General features: G+C 58.2%; 18 protein-coding genes. 17 read left to right on the forward strand and 1 reads right to left on the reverse strand.

The annotated features are described in order from the left end of the window. Positions 1-136 precede the first annotated feature (136 nt). From CMG77_RS09115 to CMG77_RS09155, 9 genes are all read left to right on the forward strand, one after another. A complete protein-coding gene (locus tag CMG77_RS09115) occupies positions 137-619 on the forward strand; it encodes an Hcp family type VI secretion system effector (protein ID WP_286904223.1) in 483 nt (160 codons plus the stop codon). A gap of 124 nt (positions 620-743) precedes the next feature. Then, positions 744-2,726, forward strand: a complete 1,983-nt coding sequence (locus tag CMG77_RS09120) for a type VI secretion system Vgr family protein (RefSeq protein WP_502691813.1) — start codon at positions 744-746, stop codon at positions 2,724-2,726. A gap of 584 nt (positions 2,727-3,310) precedes the next feature. Continuing rightward, the gene (locus tag CMG77_RS15875) at positions 3,311-4,306 is read left to right on the forward strand and encodes a DUF2169 family type VI secretion system accessory protein (RefSeq protein ID WP_353743472.1); all 996 of its coding nucleotides are present in this window, start codon (positions 3,311-3,313) and stop codon (positions 4,304-4,306) included. A gap of 16 nt (positions 4,307-4,322) precedes the next feature. Beyond that, the gene (locus CMG77_RS09130; RefSeq protein ID WP_123639272.1) at positions 4,323-4,703 is read left to right on the forward strand and encodes a DUF4150 domain-containing protein; all 381 of its coding nucleotides are present in this window, start codon (positions 4,323-4,325) and stop codon (positions 4,701-4,703) included. A 7-nt stretch (positions 4,704-4,710) separates the two neighbouring features. Further along, positions 4,711-5,985, forward strand: coding sequence for a TIGR02270 family protein (locus CMG77_RS09135; RefSeq protein ID WP_286806281.1), 1,275 nt, complete (start codon positions 4,711-4,713; stop codon positions 5,983-5,985). Continuing rightward, positions 5,982-7,076, forward strand: a complete 1,095-nt coding sequence (locus CMG77_RS09140) for a hypothetical protein (protein WP_123639113.1) — start codon at positions 5,982-5,984, stop codon at positions 7,074-7,076. The genes CMG77_RS09135 and CMG77_RS09140 overlap by 4 nt, the downstream gene beginning before the upstream one ends. Next, a complete protein-coding gene (locus tag CMG77_RS09145; protein WP_286806282.1) occupies positions 7,073-8,725 on the forward strand; it encodes a hypothetical protein in 1,653 nt (550 codons plus the stop codon). Before CMG77_RS09140 ends, CMG77_RS09145 begins: the two co-directional genes overlap by 4 nt. A gap of 2 nt (positions 8,726-8,727) precedes the next feature. Next, positions 8,728-9,267 (forward strand): hypothetical protein, encoded by a 540-nt coding sequence (locus tag CMG77_RS09150; RefSeq protein WP_286806283.1) that lies wholly within the window; start codon positions 8,728-8,730, stop codon positions 9,265-9,267. A gap of 96 nt (positions 9,268-9,363) precedes the next feature. Continuing rightward, entirely contained in the window at positions 9,364-9,900 is a 537-nt protein-coding gene (locus CMG77_RS09155; RefSeq protein ID WP_286806285.1) for a hypothetical protein, read from the forward strand. A 174-nt stretch (positions 9,901-10,074) separates the two neighbouring features. Here the strand turns inward: CMG77_RS09155 and CMG77_RS09160 are convergent, their stop codons facing one another. Beyond that, on the reverse strand, positions 10,075-11,397 hold the full coding sequence (locus CMG77_RS09160) for a DUF3300 domain-containing protein (protein ID WP_286806287.1): 1,323 nt from the start codon (positions 11,395-11,397) through the stop codon (positions 10,075-10,077). Positions 11,398-11,709: 312 nt separating this feature from the next. On the opposite strand from CMG77_RS09160, the gene glyA reads away from it, so the two are divergent. The 8 genes from glyA to panD all read left to right on the forward strand — a co-directional run bounded on the left by glyA (position 11,710) and on the right by panD (position 18,260). After that, entirely contained in the window at positions 11,710-12,975 is a 1,266-nt protein-coding gene (gene glyA / locus CMG77_RS09165) for a serine hydroxymethyltransferase (RefSeq protein ID WP_286806288.1), read from the forward strand. Positions 12,976-13,239: 264 nt separating this feature from the next. Beyond that, entirely contained in the window at positions 13,240-13,686 is a 447-nt protein-coding gene (rpsF, locus tag CMG77_RS09170) for a 30S ribosomal protein S6 (RefSeq protein WP_024462247.1), read from the forward strand. 3 nt (positions 13,687-13,689) lie between these two features. After that, positions 13,690-13,917, forward strand: a complete 228-nt coding sequence (rpsR, locus tag CMG77_RS09175; RefSeq protein WP_024462248.1) for a 30S ribosomal protein S18 — start codon at positions 13,690-13,692, stop codon at positions 13,915-13,917. Positions 13,918-13,951: 34 nt separating this feature from the next. Beyond that, positions 13,952-14,800, forward strand: coding sequence for a YybS family protein (locus tag CMG77_RS09180; protein ID WP_123639107.1), 849 nt, complete (start codon positions 13,952-13,954; stop codon positions 14,798-14,800). Positions 14,801-14,845: 45 nt separating this feature from the next. Continuing rightward, positions 14,846-15,292 (forward strand): 50S ribosomal protein L9, encoded by a 447-nt coding sequence (gene rplI, locus CMG77_RS09185; RefSeq protein ID WP_024462250.1) that lies wholly within the window; start codon positions 14,846-14,848, stop codon positions 15,290-15,292. Between the two features lie 188 nt (positions 15,293-15,480). Next, positions 15,481-16,821, forward strand: coding sequence for a replicative DNA helicase (gene dnaB, locus CMG77_RS09190; protein ID WP_286904251.1), 1,341 nt, complete (start codon positions 15,481-15,483; stop codon positions 16,819-16,821). 176 nt (positions 16,822-16,997) lie between these two features. Further along, positions 16,998-17,852, forward strand: coding sequence for a pantoate--beta-alanine ligase (gene panC, locus CMG77_RS09195; RefSeq protein WP_286806291.1), 855 nt, complete (start codon positions 16,998-17,000; stop codon positions 17,850-17,852). 27 nt (positions 17,853-17,879) lie between these two features. Further along, a complete protein-coding gene (gene panD / locus CMG77_RS09200) occupies positions 17,880-18,260 on the forward strand; it encodes an aspartate 1-decarboxylase (protein WP_024462253.1) in 381 nt (126 codons plus the stop codon). Positions 18,261-18,359 lie beyond the last annotated feature (99 nt).

Genomic DNA, 18,359 nt, shown 5'->3' on the forward strand with positions numbered 1-18,359 from the left:
TTCGTCCCGGGTACCAGGAATGCGAAGTTTATTCCGAGTACTTTTTTTATCGCGTGTAAAGCGGCAGGGAAAGTTGCTCGGGTCTGANGGCTTCCAGGCCTGATGTCCATAAACAGCAAACGCAAGGAGACTAAAAATGGCAATTTATCTTGAGTATGAAGGCATCAAAGGAAACGTAACAGCGGAGGGTTATAAGGACCACATTGCTGTTCAGTCCCTTTCTTTCGGTGTTGGTCGCGGCATCTCCATGGAGCCCGGCAACCTGTCCAACCGCGAAGCCACTCGTCCTACNGTCAGTGAAATCACCTTGACCAAGGTGGCGGACAANTCGGCCACGGCNCTTTTCAAAGAAGCCGTTACCGGNTCCGCAGGCAAGAAAGTCACCATCAAGTTCGTCCAGACCGGCGCTGANAAAGTCGTCGAGTATATGGATTACGTNCTGGAAGACTGCCTGGTCAGTGGTTATCAGATTGCAGGCGCNGANGATGGCGACCCGGTNGAAACCATTTCTTTGAGCTTCTCGAAGATCATGGTCAACTACAACGACTTCGATAANACGAACAAGTCCTCTAGTCCACAGCGCGTGGGTTACGACTTGACCACTGCGAAGCCGCTGTAAGTCAGGTCGGGCCTTGCGGCCAGNNCGCAGGGCCCACTCAGCGAANATCGTCCCGCNTGCAAAGGGNGGGATACAAGGAACGATACCGTGCCGTTTGGTGCGCGGCTAACAGGTTGCTAAGTCTATGGGGCAGCTTACTCAGGAAAACCGCCAGGTCGCCATCAGCGACTTTTCATTGGGGNCCGATACCTTTCTCGTCAAGCGACTNTCCGGAAAAGAGAGTGTGTCCGGGTTGTTTGAGTTTNATGTCACTTTGATGTCGGAAAAGCTCGACATCAGAGCTGATGATGTCATGGGNAAGTTGGGNCACGTANCGCTTAAAAGCGAGAATGGGCGGGAGTTTTCCGGACATATTGCCCGTTTTGTGGCCGGAGAGGTTCAGGGAAATAATCTCAGAACCTATGAAATTGTGCTTCGCCCATGGTTTTCGTTTCTTCGCCACACGGTCAACAATCGAATTTTTCAGAACAAAACAACGAAAGATATCGTTTCACAGATNTTCTCCGAGCAGGGGTTGCAGGATTTTGACTTTCGTGCGCAGCCGGGAAGCACCCGTGAATACTGTGTGCAGCGCAACGAAAGTGACCTCCATTTCGTATGCCGGCTGCTGGAAGAAGATGGCATTTCGTATTTTTTCGAACATGCCGGAGGNAAGCATAAACTGATTCTGGTAGATCAGGCCAGCGCCTTTCCTGCCTTGGNCGAGAGCCAACTTGAGTATTCCCCGGGTTCCAATCCGGGCGCTCGAATTCATCGCTGGCAACACCGGTATCAGTACCGNACCGGCCAATGGACATTGAACGACTTTGATTTCAGCACACCGGAAAAATCCCTGCTGAACAACAGCCAGGGGCAGAACGGCTTTGCCCACAATGGTCAGTTTGAGCACTATGAATACCCCGGCTTCTACCACACCGGTGACGCGGAATCTGTGCCGNGGATGCGGATGCAGGCAGAAGANCTCGATCGCAGTGTCGTCTCCGGNTCTTCGGATTNCCCTCAGATGGTTGCCGGCGGNAAGTTCACCTTGGCCAAACACGAGTCGAGNCTGGAGAAAGGTGCTTATATTCTCCTGGAGGTGCACCACGANGTGGTGGAGGACACNCAGACCACCGGGGAAGGCCAGGCNCAGTCTTATACCAATGATTTTATCTGTGTTCCGGCAGACACCGCTATTCGTCCGAAGGTCGTACACCAACGCCCGGTAATGAAGGGGCCGGAAACGGCCTGGGTCGTGGGGCCNGAGGGAGAGGAAATCTANATTGATGAGCTGGGNCGCATCAAGGTCAAATTTCACTGGGACCGTGATGATGANCGCCACGAGAAGAGNTCCTGTTTCCTTCGTGTCGCCCANTCCTGGGCGGGTAATCAGTGGGGNNCCTCGTTTATCCCGCGTATTGGTCAGGAGGTGGTGGTNGANTTCCTCAATGGCGACCCGGANCGACCNCTGGTCACCGGCTCAGTCTACAACTCGAAGAATCGCCCGGTATATACCTCGAAGACCCAAAGCGGGATTAAAACCCGCTCTACNCAAAAGGGTACCTCGGACAATTANAACGAGCTTCGCTTNGAGGATAAGAAAGGGGCGGAGCAGATCCTGCTACATGCCGAAAAAGACTACGACGTCGAGGTCGAAAACAATCAGACACTCACTGTCGACAATGACCGAACGAAAACGGTCCGTAATGATGAAACGAGTCTGATTGAGAACGATCGGACAAAAACCGTCAACAATAATCAGAGCGANACCNTCGGCAAGGATAAGTCGATAGACGTCGGGGAGAATCACCGGGAAACCATTGGCGCCAGTAANCAGNTGGAAGTCAAGAAAGACCACACCGAAACCATCGGGAACAACATGGTGATTTCGGTCAAGAATAACCTGACNGAAAGCGTTGAGGGTGAATACCGGGAGTCGGTGACCAAACAGTATGGTTTGAGCGCCAAGTCCATCAGTCTNCAGGCTGATGATGAAATTACCTTGAAAACCGGTTCGGCCATGATCCAGCTGAAAAGCAACGGTGATATCACGATCAGTGGGGCCAATATCAATGTCAAGGGTTCCGGCAACGTCGTGCTCAAGGGCAGCAAAGTGACCAGCAATTAACCCTTTGTTTTTTGGAGNCGCAGTGTGGCGAGTGAATACGAACAGTTGGCAGATCCGGTGCGGTGCACCGAGGACGCGCCGGCCGATGCGCCACAGTTTTCTGCCCCAGAGGGGGCCTGGTTGGTGGGTACTCTGGCGGGGTTTACGGAGCAGGGGGCGCCCGAGGTAAGCGTCGTTGTCGACGGGCAGCGGTGCAGTCTTGTNACCTTGCCGGCCTTGCCGGTCTCGCGCGCGGATCTTGGTCGTCAGGCCGTGGTCAAGAACGCCACTGGTGAAGTCACTACTCCTTTGCTGATGGGGTTTGTACACACACCGTTNGAACTGACTCTGGAGGCCGGGCAGGGCGATAGATCGGAGCCCCGTTCCCGGCAAGCGCAAGCGATGTCTGTGGAAGTGGATGANGCACCGGCGCGCGACCTGGTAATGGAAGGGCAGGAGAAGCTGGTGTTGCGATGCGGTTCTGCCAGCATCACNTTGACGGAGGCGGGGAAAATCATCCTGCGTGGCCGNCATCTGGTGAGTCGTTCCGAGGGNGTGAATCGCATTCTCGGTGCCTCCATCCAGATGAACTGAGTGCTTCGATCATGTTGCAGCTGAATAACCGCACACCCTTTGAGGCGGAGCTGACGGCCCTTAACGATGAAACCGGCGTNGAGACCTTGTACGTCATTGTCAAAGCGAGCTTTACGGAGGGCTGGATGCTCGCCGATGANCCCGTTCCGGTGTGGCGAGCAGACGAGTATTACGGNGAGCCGCATGAGTCCAGTTTGCGTTACCCCAGTGAAATTCACCTGGGGAAAACCGCTACGGATATCCTGGTGGAAGGTGACGCNTGGGCGCCCGGCGGGCGTCCGGTAAGGCAGTTGCCAGTGACGGTATCGGTGGGGNGGGTGAGCCAGTCNCTCATGGTGTTCGGTGACCGGAGATGGGATCAAGGCCAGATNTCCGTGNCCGACCCGTTTGAGCGAATGCCNCTGACATGGGAGCGGGCNTANGGCGGCTCGGTCGCCGAAGGCGATCGNCGGCGGGTTTACAGCGAACGAAATCCGGTTGGACGATTCGCCAGTGCGCAGTGCACNGATCGCTCAGTGGATGGGGAGCTGATNCCGAATATTGAGCACCCGCAGGCGCTGCTTNGAAACCGGGACGATAGNCCCGAGCCNGTCNGTTTGGGCCCGGTGGCGCCGCACTGGCAACCGCGCACCCGGTTCGTTGGTACCTACGATCAACAGTGGCGTCTTCGCCGCGCGCCCTTTGCGCCGGAGGATTTTTCCCGGCGCTTTTTTAATGTGGCCGCTCCCGGCCTGGTGTACCCGGGCTGGATGCGCGGCGGTGAGCCGTTCGAACTGACCGGCATGCATCCCGATGGGGCATGGACCGGACAGTTACCTGAGGTTCCTCTTTCGGTCAGCGCTCACCACGGGGGGCGTCAGGAGCCTCTGTCGGCCCGATTGGAAACACTCTATTTTCAGCCGTTCAAGCGCACAGTGAGTTTAACCTGGCGGGCCAGTTTGAGTTGTCCGCGCGACGTGCTGAGCGTGGAGTCAGTGACGGTCTCAATGACCCGACAACCCCGGTAAACAAAGGAATTGAATGATGGCACAAACGACCTTTGCCAATGGCCGCGGTATTGCCCATAAGGGCAGTGGCGGCATGAGCACGGTATTTCCCGATGTCTGCAAAACCCCAGTGGGGTCTTCCGTCGTACCGATTCCCTACCCGAATATCGGCCGCTCGTCGGATACCGCAAAGGGCCCCAAATCCGTCACGCTGGACGGTCAGATGCCGATGGTCAAAGGCGCCATTTATAGCAAGAGCGCGGGCGATGAAGCCGGAGTCAAAAAGGGAATTATCAGTGGTAAGCACAAGGCCGAATGCGAGTACATGATGTACTCCTTTGACGTCAAAATTGAGGGTAAAAACGTCTGCCGCATGGGTGATCCCCTCTACCATAACAAGAAAAACATCATGGGGTAGATCAGGGATGACCGCTGCTATTACCGCTTTCCCCAATCCGCTTTCGGGGTTTGAGTCACAGTTTGACGACTGCGTTGAAGAGGTTGCCTTTCTCTGGTTGTTGCGCTCGCGGGCGTTGATTCAACCGCACTACCAAACCTCCGACCTGGCCGAACTCGAAAGCCGTATTGACGCCCAGCTGTTCGCCCTGGCGCAGGCCCCAGAGCGAGCCTGGGCCGCCTGTCAGAGCGCCCTGGCTCATGCGGGGCCAGGTGAGGTGTTTGCGGCGGCCGCCGTGGCGTTTCGTACACTGGAAGTGGGGTGTATTCAGCAAGCGGTAGAAGCGGGGTTACAGGATGGGGCGGGATTCGCCGCGCTGGTGTCGGCGCTGACCTGGCTGCCCGGCCGTTACTGCCACGACTGGGTGCGTAAATTTTTCATCAGTAAGGAGCACATTCACAAGCGTCTGGCACTGGCAACCTGCCGGGCCCGTGGCGAGGACCCCTGCGACTTTCTGACCCGGATCCTGCGCCGGAACGACTGTCGTGCTGACAGTTTGCTGCACGGTGAAGCGTTGCACTGCGTCGGCGTTTTCAAGCGTCGTGACCTCTCACCGTTCCTGGCGGAAGGGCGCGAGGGTGGCGAGCCGGGGGTCACGTTTGAGGCCTGCCGCTCGGCCATTCTGTTGGGCGATCGGTCAGCAGCGAGAATGCTCATGCCGTTTGCCTTGCAGTCGGGCCCCCGGCAGTGCGACGCGTTGATCTTGGCCATGCGTGTGTTGCCGAGTACCGATGCCAAGCAGTGGGTCGCGCAACTATTCGGCCAAACCTCGCCGGACGCGGCCCGACTATCCGTGATCGCCACCGCGGCTCTGGGCGACCCGGAAGCGGTTCCCTGGTTGCTTCGCTGTATGAAGCAATTGTCGCTGGCTCGTGTGGCGGGCGAGGCGTTCTACCAGATCACGGGCGTCGATCTGCAAGCTCATGACCTGCACCATCAGCTCCCCCAACTCAATGACGCTGAAGCACAGGATCACCCGGACACACCGGTACCCCCGATGGATGACGATGAGCACTTGCCCTGGCCCAACACCGAAAAGTTGACCGTATTCTGGGAGACGATCAAGCACCGTTATCCGCCGGGTGAACGGCTCCTGCTGGGTGAGCCGGTCACCGAGGCCAATCTACAGCGGGTTCTGTCGGAGGGCCCCCAACGCCAGCGCGCCGCGGCCGCGTTGGAGTTGGCGTTGCTCGATCCGCAACAGTCCTGGTACTCCATGGAACGAAGGCAGGAATCGCCATGACCCAGAACCGAGTGTTGTATCTGGCCGGCAGCGGCATGATTACCGCCATTGGCGGCTCTACTGAAATGGTGTGGGCCGCCGCTGGCGCACAGATCAGTCGCTACGCTACCAGCAGCTATTTTACCGGAAAGCGCCGGTTGATCGTTCAGGCATTGGTGCCCGACGAAGCCCTGCCGCTCTTGCCGACCTTGTTGGAGCAGTACCCGGAGCTGACGCTGCGAGAGCAACGGATGTTGGCAATGTCGACGGTGGCCGCCGCCCAGGCGCTCCAGCCCGTCTCAGCGGGCTCGCCGATTCCCCTGCTTTATGCCGGTCCCGAGGTATACCCCGGTGTCGCCACCGGGCTGAGCGACGGCTTTCTTCCCGCGCTGTACGAACAATTGGCGCCCGGCGCCATTGACGCCCGGCGCTCCCGCGCGGTCAGTGTCGGCCGTCCGGGAGTCATTGAGGCGATCAAGTTGGCCTTTCACTATGCCTACGACATTGGCCACAGCGCTGTTCTGGTCGGTGGAGCCGACAGCTACCAGTTCAGCCCCTTGCTGGCGATGCTCGACGGGCAGAAGCGCTTGGCGGCTCAGCACCTGCGCCCGCACCCCGGAAGCGACGCCTTTGCACCGGGAGAAGCCGCCGGTTATCTCTGCCTGACGCCGGATCCGGAAAAGGCGCTGATTCAGAATGGCCGCCGCGTCGCCCTGACTGAGCCGGGTTTTGGCTACGAGTCCGGGCACTGGTTCAGTGACAAACCTTACCGGGGCGAGGGCCTGGATCAGGCGTTCAAGCAGGCCCTGGCGGGGCGTCCAACGCAGCGGACCATCAAGAACATCTACAGCAGTGCGAACGGCGAACGTTACTGGGGCAAAGAGTTGGGTGTGGCACTGACCCGCAACCACCACCTGTTCGACGATCCCAAGGTGCATCACCCCGCCGAGTATTACGGTGATATCGGCGCCGCGACAGGCGCCGTACTGGTGGCTCTCGCGGGCCAGACAGCGCTCAGTCTGCCGGGAGACGATACCCACCTCATCTATGGCTCCGCCGACCAGAGCTATCGGGGAGCGATCTGCTTACAGGCTGAAGGAGTGGCTGCATGACGCAAGTCGGCGAAGGTGTTGCGGTCGGTGGCGGCCGGGACCCCGACATCGATGACCTCGATGATAACCACTGGCTGGAACTGGAGTACCGCTTTCAGAGCGGGCGTGCCGTGTATGGCTATTTCCGGGCGACCGACAGCGACGGTATGGTCTGGGTGGGACGACTCAACGACCAGGGCCAGGTGTGTCTGGCCGGACTGCCGCCAGGCAATGTACGCGTAACGTTATTACCCGAACCCGATCTGGACGCGCGCATCGAAGCGACCCGAGCGTCGATCAAGGAAGTCCTTGACCAGATCATCGAAGATCAACGCCTGGAAGCCGAAGCCTACGAGCGTGAACTCGAACAGATGGGCGGCCCGCAGCGCGTTTTTGAACACATTCAGGCCGTGGGGCGTGGTGCGTGGAATGGCGCTGTGGGGTTCGTTGAGTTTGTGGGAAAAACGGCCTACAAAGTCGCGGAATTCTCCTATTACCTCAGTCCGGCCAACCTCCTGGGCGATACGCTAAGGGCCAGCTATCAAAGCTATCAGGACGGCGAGCTGACCTGGTCGGAATGGTATGACAGCGTCAACCAGAACCTGCAGGACGAACAAAAGAAAGACCTCGCCCGCCTGTTCGGCGTGGAGCCGGACGATATCTGCGAGGAGCGCCTGCGGGAATTGATGGGGCTGATCGCCGAGGCCTACGACATCGCCGCCTTTATCGCCGACGATGCACCCACCAGGGAAATGTTGCTGGAATTTGCCCAGGCGATGGCGGACAATCAATCCAGCGTTGAGTGGGCCGAGTTTGCCGGCGCCGGCGTATTTGAAATCGTCCTGGCGGCCCTGCTGGCCATCTTCACCGCCGGCGCAGGCAACGCCGCCCAGGCCGCCTCACAGCTCCGCCACGCCAGCCGGCTGCGCGGCCTGGGCCACCTGTTTCGCAATCTGGCCCGACAGCTGCGTCGAAAGAAGCTCCGGAAAGAATTCGACGCGCCGGTTGATCAGAAAACCAGCCTTTCTACCGACCAGCCCCAAGCGCCTCAACTGACAGCCAGGGCCGAGCTGCCCTACGAACCGCATTCCGATGTCAAGGCGCCCAAAACTGGTGACCGAGTACATAAGCGCTATCACCGTGACGGAAACCCGGACGATCCCTATACTCTTCAGGCTGATGGGAAGCCGATGGGTGCGGAAACCGGCCCTATGCCGAACCACTTGACCGGGCTTGAGGCTCCCCCTGCAGGTCATGATGATTTGGTCGCTCAGGGCTGGCCAAACTTGAACTATGATGGCTACGAAACCTACGATACCTTTGTGGATGCGAAACCAGTCGATATACCCGAAGGTACTAAGATTTATCGTATAGTCGATGAAAAGAACAACGATGCAGGTGGCTTTTGGGCTTATGATCTTCCAGCCAATAAGACTGAATGGCGCAGAGGCTACGCTGTAAAAGATGATTGGAATGATAATGGGTACTATGTCGAGCATTTTGTGGGAGAAGGTGGACTGAAAGCTTGGGAAGGGCCGGCTGCAGGTCAGCCCTACGAAGAATTTTCGGGAAACGAGTTCTATCTCCAAGGTGGTAGCACACAATTGTTCGTTTCCCCGAACAGTATCGAAGCGTCATCGCCAAACCTTACCAACTGGCCGGAGCCATAGCTATGGATAAAGAGATGAAACGTGAGTTGCTGGCGAGAAAGTTCTCAAGTGTTGATTACATGCTTGAAATGTCTGAGTGGCATCAGCGAGCGATTGACAGTTTAAAGGAAGCGTTGAGTGCGTTCTTCGAGCGTTCTTCTGAACATGGAGACTGGCATCAGTGGCCGCCGTCGGATTGGCCAGAAACTTGGCGAGATCGGGTACTCAAAAATTTGTTGGGGACGCAAGAGAGTATTGATCGAGGTATAGAGAACTACAGAAAAGGTCAAGTCTCCACGATTAGAAGCGTCTCTGGAAGTTTGCACGGGATTTTTCGGAATCTTGACAACTTTAGTTGGGGGTGGTGGGAGCGCATACCCAGTCACCACAGAGACGAGTTCACTAAAAATCTTGTTAAGGCAAAAAAGTGCGCTTCGAATATCATGCGGCAACTGATGGGAGCATGGAAAACCAAAGATTCAATTCTTACTCCGGAAATCACTGGCCCTATTGATGAGGAGGATCTAAAGCGATACTTGAAGCCTGGAGAGAGCGCCTATTAGCTATTTTCCCTGGTGTGGCTGGTATGCCATATTGGTAGGCTGGTGTTGATTGGAAAATGTCAATTCACGCTTTGATGGATTGGTCGGTAGTTTACGATGGATGATAATTTAAAAAGGACATTACTGAGAAGAAAATTTTCTAGCATTGAGTACATGCAAGAAATGTCTGTATGGCATAGAAGAGCGATTGAAGTTCTGGAGAATTCATTGGACGCATTTTTCGAGAGATCGTCTGAGCAAGGTGACTGGCATCAATGGCCCGCTTCAGATTGGCCAGAGACTTGGCGGGATAGAGTCCTAAGAAACTTGGTAGGTACGCAAAAGGGAATTGATGAAGCTATTCAAAAGGCGATCGAAGGTGATAACGGCTACATGGAAGGTGTAGCTAGTGAGGTTCACAGTATTTTCAGGAATCTCGATAATTTTAGTTGGGGCTGGTGGGGCCGAGTCTCTGACCACTACCGAGAGGACTTCCAATCCAGCTTGGTAAAAGCAAAAAAACGGGCGACCAATATTATGGATACTTTGTCTGAATACTGGCGAGACGATGAAATCCTTAATGAGCGAATCACAGGGCCAATCGATGAGGAGGATTTGAAGCGATACCTGAAGCCTGGGGAGTCAATATACTAATAGGCTATAGTGCCTTTTATTCGCTATTAATGTTTAGTCTGGTGCGGTCAGTTTCCTGGGTGCGTCGCTGGACTTCTGCCAGCCTGAACGATTGTGAATTGACCAATTCCCGTGACCCGCTCTGTTTCAAGTGGCTGCGCTTCCCTGTAGCAGCCACTTTAACCCATCACTTGATCACCGCCGCTCGGCGCGTCCATTCTCATTTCGGCTCTGGCGAGCTCGCTCACTGATAGATGAGCGGTTGCGGGCCGCATCCACCCGATCCCGGGTGCTGCGTTGAAAGTTCTGCTGGCTCCGTTCTGGTTGCCGAAGGTTGCGGGCGTTGGCTCGTTCCTCCCGGGAGGGGCGCTCGGTGCGAGTGGTGCGGGTACGCTCTTCGCGGGCTTGACGCTGCACCTGTGCACGGTCGCGGTTTGGCTCATTGGCGCGCAGGCGCTCGCCAGAACGCTGTTCCATCCGGTTCGGAGTTTCCCGACGGGTCTGGTAGGTATCGCTGCGGTCAAGCCGGGGTTGTTGCCGATCATTTCGAGCCTGAGCGTCCCGCGAACGACGGGGTTCACTCCGGGCGCTGCTGCGGGGGTTCTGCAGGCGCTGTTCGATGCGCTCTACACGCTGGGCGCGTTCCACTCGTGTCCCGGAATGGCGTGCGGTGCGCGACGGGGCGGCATACCGTTGACGCACCGTGCTGCGACGGTACTCGACGCCGCGGCGATGGCTCGGGTTGTGTTTCCAGCGGCGCGCTTCTTTATAGCGAACCACACTGCGGCCGGAGTGGAAGCGGTGATGGTTGTGCAGGTCAATGTCAATCACCACGGTGTGCCGGTTGTGCCAGTGAAAGCTGCTGAAATAGAAGCTGCGGTGGTCAATCCGGGTGCCGAAGCTCCAGAAGATACCCGCATTCCAGTAGCCCCGACTGGGGCGATGCCAGCGGTGGGGCGGGTGGTGGTGCCAGCGCCAGGGGCCGTACACCACCCGGGTGTCGTAATAAGGAATGTAGATGACCTCGGATACCCGGGGTTCGACAATGATGGTTTTCTGCTCTATGACCACCTCCTGATGTTCGGTGGTGCGCAGTGTGCCCGCCTCGTAGGCCCGTTGGCGCAGGTCCTGCACGCTGGCGAGGACCTCGCCCTCGTCCCACAGAAAGGCCTCGCCGAGATCCTGGGTCCATTCCAGATCATCCGCCATGCGTTCGAGAATGTCGGGAAAGGCCACCAGGGCGGTCACACTCGGATCCCAGCCTTCGCGCTCGGCGGCGGACACCGCGGCGGCGCCTTCCATATTGCGGTGGCGCTGAGCCCACCGGTTCGCCTGTACCACTTCAAGGGGATAAGTGCTGGCGATGAGGATGTGGGACAGCACGGTGTCCGGGTAGAGGGCGACGGGGGCCAGCATCTGATTCAGTTCGGCCTGACTGTAGTCGTCGTCGGCCCAGGCGCCCAGGCTGAGCACAAGCAGCAGGGCGGCGGTGGCCAGGGTAGTCCAGGATGTCTTCATGGGGTGTCCTCCCAGAGGTTTCGCTCGTATATAGAGCATTGCCTCTGTTATACCGCCGGGCGGCTTAACCGAAACTGAATATCCGGTATGGCCTAGGCCGACGGCCTGTCAGGCATTGTTGCACCGGCCCGTTGGCCGGTCAAACGCCATGCGGGCTTTGCCGCCAGAAGACGGATGCGCTTTATGAGCGAGACTATGGCGCTGGTTGAGTATTTTTCTTGGAAGCGAGCTGGTTGATTGGTGTACAATTCGCGTCCAATTTTAACCCCGGCGGGCTGTTGCCTGGCCTGTCGCCCTGCTCAGGATGTGTTCATGTTTGACAAAACTCAGACGATTGCCGATTTTGACCCCGAAATCTGGGATTCCATCCAGAAGGAAAGCCGTCGCCAGGAGGAGCATATCGAGCTGATTGCCTCGGAAAACTACACCAGTCCGCTGGTGATGGCAGCCCAGGGCACCAAGCTGACCAACAAATACGCTGAGGGCTATCCCGGCAAACGCTACTACGGTGGCTGCGAGTACGTTGACCAGAGTGAACAGCTGGCGATCGAGCGCGCCAAGGAGCTGTTCGGTGCCGATTACGCCAACGTTCAACCGCACTCCGGCTCCCAGGCGAACTCCGCCGTTTATGCCGCCCTGTGCAAGCCCGGCGACACCGTTCTGGGTATGAGCCTGGACGCCGGTGGCCACCTGACCCACGGTGCCAAGCCGAACTTCTCCGGCAAGATCTACAATGCGGTGCAGTACGGTCTGAACCCGGAGACTGGCGAGCTGGACTACGAAGAAATTGCTCGCCTGGCCCGCGAGCACAAGCCGCGCATGATCGTGGCGGGTTTCTCGGCTTACTCCCAGGTCGTGGATTGGCAGAAGTTCCGGGATATCGCCGACGAAGTGGGCGCTTACTTACTGGTTGATATGGCCCACGTGGCGGGTCTGGTAGCCGCGGGCGTATATCCCAACCCGGTGCAGATCGCCGACGTGACCACCTCCACCACCCACAAAACCCTGCGCGGCCCCCGTGGTGGGATCATCCTGGCCAAGGCCAATGAAGAGATCGAGAAAAAGCTCAACTCCGCCGTATTCCCCGGTGGTCAGGGCGGCCCGCTGATGCACGTGATCGCCGCCAAGGCCATCAGCTTCAAGGAGGCGATGAGCCCCGCCTATAAAGAGTACCAGCAGCAAGTGGTCAAAAATGCCAAGGCCATGGCGGCGACCTTTCTTGAGCGCGGTATCAAGATTGTCTCCGGCGGCACCGAAAACCACCTGATGCTGGTGGACCTGATCGGTAAAGAGTACACCGGTAAGGACGCGGACGAAGCGCTGGGTCGGGCCAACATCACCGTGAACAAGAATGCGGTACCGAACGACCCGCGCTCGCCGTTCATCACCTCAGGCCTCCGGGTCGGTACGCCGGCGATCACCACCCGCGGCTTCCGCGAGGAAGAGTGCAAGCAGTTGGCGGGCTGGATGTGCGATATTCTGGACGGCCTGGAAGCCGGCAATGCCGACGCCGTGATCGAAGAGGTGAAAGGCAAGGTATTGGACGTATGCGGCAAGTTCCCGGTTTACGGTAATTGATAAGCGGGAGAGCTGCTTTACGGCGGATGCGCTTCGCTTATCCGCCCTACGCAACCTCCGAGCCATCCGTAGGGCGGGTAAGCCGAAGGCGCACCCGCCGTTAACGCCTCATGCTGTGCAAAAAGTATGCAACTTGGCTTGCAACCCCACGGTAAACTCCCTAGAATACCCGCCCCTAACCGGCCCGGGCCTTTTGCCCGGGTCACTCCTTGCTTCACTCAGGCCCTTTTGGTCCGGGGAAGCTTTAACCCGTAAGGAGCTACAATGCGTCATTACGAAATCGTCTTTATGGTCCATCCCGACCAGAGCGAGCAAGTGCCCGGCATGATCGAGCGCTATACTGCCAGCGTCAAAAACAGCGGTGGCCAGGTTCACCGTCTGGAAGACTGGGGTCGCCGTCAAATGGCTTACTCCATCAACAAAATCCACAAGGCTCACTATGTACTCATGAACGTTGAGTGCACCGAGGAAGCCCTGGAAGAGTTGACCACCAACTTCCGCTACAACGATGCCGTCCTGCGTAACCTCGTGATTCGCGAAGACGAAGCCATCACCGAAGAGTCTCCGATCCTCAAGGCTGATAAAGATGCCCGCGAGCGCACTGCAAAGCAGGGCAGCCGCCCGCCGCGCCGTGAAGAGGGCAATGACAACTCCGACGACAACAGCTCGGACGAAGAGTCAGAAGCCGAAACCGAAAAGCAGGGGGAATAAGAGATGGCACGTTTTTTCCGTCGTCGTAAGTTTTGCCGTTTCACCGCCGAAGGCGTGAAGCGTATTGATTACAAGGATCTGGAAACGCTGAAGGCGTACATCACCGAAACCGGTAAGATTGTACCCAGCCGTATCACCGGAACCAAAGCCAAGTATCAGCGCCAGCTGTCCTCAGCGATCAAGCGCGCCCGCTACCTGGCCCTGATTCCGTACACCGACAGCCACGAGTAAGTCGAGGCCGTCAACCGGTTGAAGGAGTGCAGCATTGCGAGCGCTGGCTGAATTTATTTTGCGCGGTCGCTTGCAAGCCACAGCGGTGGCCCTGATTGGTAATTGGGTGCCCCTGCTGACCCCCGCCACCGTGGCTCTGGTCACCTTGCGCGTGGGGAGAAACAACGGTCTGCTGATTCTGTTATGGGGCGTACTACCGTCACTGCTCCTGCTCGGTTTCAGTCAGATTGCCCCGGCGGTCGCTACGGCGGTGGTCGGGGGTGTGCTACTGACTTACGGCGCCGCGCTGTTTTTACGGCGCGGCAGCGGGTGGGCCACTTGCCTGATGGGCATAGTGGCCGTAGCGACCCTGATGGCGGTCTTGCTGGGCGCTCTGGCCCCAGACGCCGTGCAGGCTGCGCTGCAGAGCTGGAATCAGCTGCTCGAAGAGCTGGCCAGTTCGGTAGACGCGTCAGTGTCGTCCTACAGTGCAACCTTTGTGCTGGGAATGCTGGCCTACGGGATGGCCTTTCCAGCCGCGCTCGGCCTGATGCTCGGGCGTTGGTGGCACTCGCTGGTGGACAACCCCGGTGGGTTCGGGGCGGAGTTTCAGGCTCTGAAACTTCACCCGATACAGGCCGTGACCAGTATGGCCGCCGCCGTGTATTGCCTGTTCCAGGGGTTGGATTACGCACTGTGGTCAGCGTTGTTTCTGCTGCCTTTGGTGCTGCAGGGGGTGGCAATGGTGCACCGCCTGGTAGCCATCAAGGGGCTTGGGGTTCAGTGGCTGTTTGTGTTTTACGCGGTATTGATACTGCTGGAACCTGCGACACAGCTGTTGGCCGTGTTGGCATTTCTGGATACTTGGCTGAATTTTCGCGAGCGGGCAACACCCCGGGCCTGAGGCCCCGCCCGATCGCCGGATCATACAACTTAGAGGGTAAACGAGATGGACGTTATTCTGCTGGAAAAAGTAGGCAAGCTCGGTGGCATTGGCGACCAGGTTGCTGTTAAAGCCGGCTTCGGCCGCAACTTCCTGCTGCCGCAGGGCAAAGCCATTCCGGCCACCGCCGAGAATGTGGCTGAGTTTGAAGCGCGTCGCGCTGAACTGGAAGCCGCTGCTGCCGCCAAGCTGAGCGAAGCCGAAGCGCGCGCCGCCAAGCTGGCGGAAGTCAGCGTTACCATCGGCGCCAACGCGGGCGACGAAGGCAAGCTGTTCGGTTCTATCGGTACTCGCGATATCGCCGATGCCATTACTGCGGCTGGCGTTGAAGTCACCAAGGCTGAAGTCAAACTGCCGGAAGGTGCGCTGCGCGAAATCGGTGAGTACGAGATCGACGTGCAAGTGCATGCTGAAGTCATTCAGGCGGTCAAAGTCAGCGTAGTGGCCGAGTAACGGGCACTACCCTGGGCCGGTCTGATTCCATGGCCGGCGGTGACAAGTCTGACGAAATCGGGCACTATCGACCCCTCGGGGACTGATCGGTAGTGCCCGTTTTTTTGTCCGAGAATTACCTGTACTGAGAGCCCATGTCTGATCTACCCTTGGATCTGCCCTCGGAGGAAGAGACCTCCCCGGCGAAAATGCCCCCGCCGCACTCGGTAGAAGCCGAGCAGGCGGTATTGGGTGGTTTGATGCTGGACAATATGCGCCTGGAAGCGGTGCGCGAAGTGCTGTCCGAACGGGACTTTTACCGGGATGACCACCGCCAGATCTTCCTGCGCATGTGCGAGCTGGCCGAAGAAGACCAGCCACTGGATGTCATTACCCTGTCGGAAGAGCTGCACCGGCACGAGGAGCTGGAGCGGGTCGGCGGACTGGGATATCTGACAGAATTGGCGGCCAATACCCCCAGTGCGGCCAATATCCTCGCCTACGCCAATATCGTGCGCGAGCGCTCGACGCTGCGCCAGCTCATCNGTGTCGCCCAGGAGATCAGCAAGTCCGGTTACAACCCTCTGGGGCTCGACGCCGACGACCTGCTGCAGATCGCCGAAAAGCGGGTGGCGGAAATTGCCGAGGATCGCCCCAAAGAAGGCNGGCTGACCGACCTGAACGCGCTGCTCAAGGATACCGTACAGCGCATTGACGAACTGTTCCGTTCGGGCAGTGATCTGACCGGGGTCAGCTCCGGCCTGGAGGATCTGGATCAGCGCACGTCCGGCTGGCAGCCCGGCGAACTGGTGATTCTGGCCGCCCGACCCTCCATGGGTAAAACCGCCCTGGCGCTGAATTTTGTCGANTCCTCCATTTTTACCCAGACGCGCCCGACNCTGGTGTTCAGTATGGANATGCCCTCGGCGGCACTGGTGATGCGGATGATGTCCTCCATCGGGCGGATTGATCAGGGCAAGATCCGCAACGGTAAGNTGACCGAGGAGGATTGGCCCAAGCTGTCCGCCGCGGTCAGTAAGATGAAAGACAAGCCATTGTTCATCGACGATACCCCGGGNCTNTCGCCCACCGAAATGCGTGCCCGGGTGCGNCGCATTGCCCGCGAGCACGGCAATCCGGCGATGATCATGGTGGACTACCTGCANNTGATGCAGCTCTCCGGTCCGAGCGAAGGGCGGACCCAGGAGATTTCNGAAATCTCCCGCTCGCTCAAGGCCATGGCCAAGGAATTCGACTGCCCGGTCATTGCGCTGTCCCAGTTGAACCGGGGGGTGGAGCAGCGNCCCAACAAGCGGCCCATGAACTCGGATCTGCGTGANTCCGGTGCCATCGAGCAGGATGCCGATGTGATTCTCTTCATTTACCGGGATGANTANTACAANGAGGACAGCCCGGACAAGGGGATTGCCGAGCTGATTCTTGGCAAGCAGCGTAACGGTGAAATCGGCACCTGTCGGGCGGCGTTTATTGGCAAGTTCACCCGCTTCGAAAACCTGGCGCCGGAATATATGCANCAAGGGGAATATTGATGCATAGGGTGACGCTTTTGCCNNTGAAAGCATGAATCAGGCGCCANGNTGCACAAAGATTGTACATCCCGAAACGACCGTGTATTATCCCGCCCCCAAGTTTGGGTAATTAGGTAACGCTGTGCNTGGCACGGCGTTAGGGTCCGCACCGCGTTGTCGCCTGAAACGAGCCAGCCATGCAGGTATTTCATCAGATTCACTCGCTGCGCACCGCTTTGGCTGAGGAACGTCGCCAGGGCAAGCGTATTGGGTTTGTGCCCACCATGGGCAACCTGCATCAGGCACATCTTGCTCTGGTGCAGCAGGCTCAGGCCAGCTGTGACTGTGTCGTTACCAGTATTTTCGTCAACCCGCTGCAGTTCGGGCTGAACGAAGACTGGGACAAGTACCCCCGGACACTGGCGGCCGACACGGCCAAACTGGAAGCCATCGGCTGCGACTTCCTGTTCTGCCCCGACGAAACCGAGATTTACCCCAACGGCATGGCCGAACAGACCCGGGTCGTCGTGCCCACCATGACCGACGTGCTCTGTGGTGCCAGTCGCCCGGGCCATTTTGAAGGCGTGACGACGGTTGTCACCAAACTGTTCAACATCGTTCAGCCGGATGAGGCGGTGTTCGGTGCCAAAGACTTCCAGCAATTGGCCGTGATCCGCCGGATGGTGGAAGACTTGTGCATGCCGGTCAGGATCAGCGCCGGAGACATTGTGCGCGAAGCCGACGGCCTCGCGCTCAGCTCCCGAAATGGCTTTATTGGTGAGGATGAGCGCCCGCGGGTGTCTCAGTTGTATCGGAGCCTGTGTTGGGTGCGCGAGCAGATTCAGTCCGGTCGGCGCGACTATCTCGTGCTGGCGGAAGAAGCGAAGGAACAGATTGAAAACGCGGGTTTCCGACCCGACTATGTCAGTGTGTGCAACAGTCATACGCTCGACCCGGCGGCCCACGATGACGCCGAAATCACGATTCTCGGCGCGATGTACACTCGGGGTGCGCGCCTGATTGACAATGTATCCCTTGTGCTGGACGCTTGACGTCAGCACCAAACACGGGAGAAGCCTATGCTTTCTACTCTGCTGAAAGGCAAATTGCACATGGCGGCGGTCACCCAGGCCGAGCTCTGGTACGACGGCTCATGCGCCATTGATAGCGATCTGGTGGCGCTGGCTGGGCTGCGCGAGTTTGAACAGATTGATATCTACAACGTCAACAATGGCGAGCGGTTCACCACCTACGTGATCCTGGCGGAAGCCGGATCGGGAACCATCTCCATGAACGGCGCCGCGGCCCGCAAAGTGCAGGTCGGCGACCGGGTCATCATCGCCAGTTACGGGCAGTACAGCGAAGCCGAGCTGCTCAATCACAAGCCTCGCCTGGTGTATCTCGATGAGAACAACCGGGTAGAGCGCACGACCAATACCATTCCGACCCAGGTCGCCTGACCCGGGTTGCCCCACACCCGCCTCCAATCCGGCGGGTGTGGCTCTCCTTCCTCTCCGGCGCTTTCGAGCTCCTTTGATCGACATCATCCGCTTAACGAT

Origin of the sequence: Marinimicrobium sp., from assembly GCF_002695945.1 — a bacterium.
Lineage (GTDB): Bacteria > Pseudomonadota > Gammaproteobacteria > Pseudomonadales > Cellvibrionaceae > Marinimicrobium > Marinimicrobium koreense.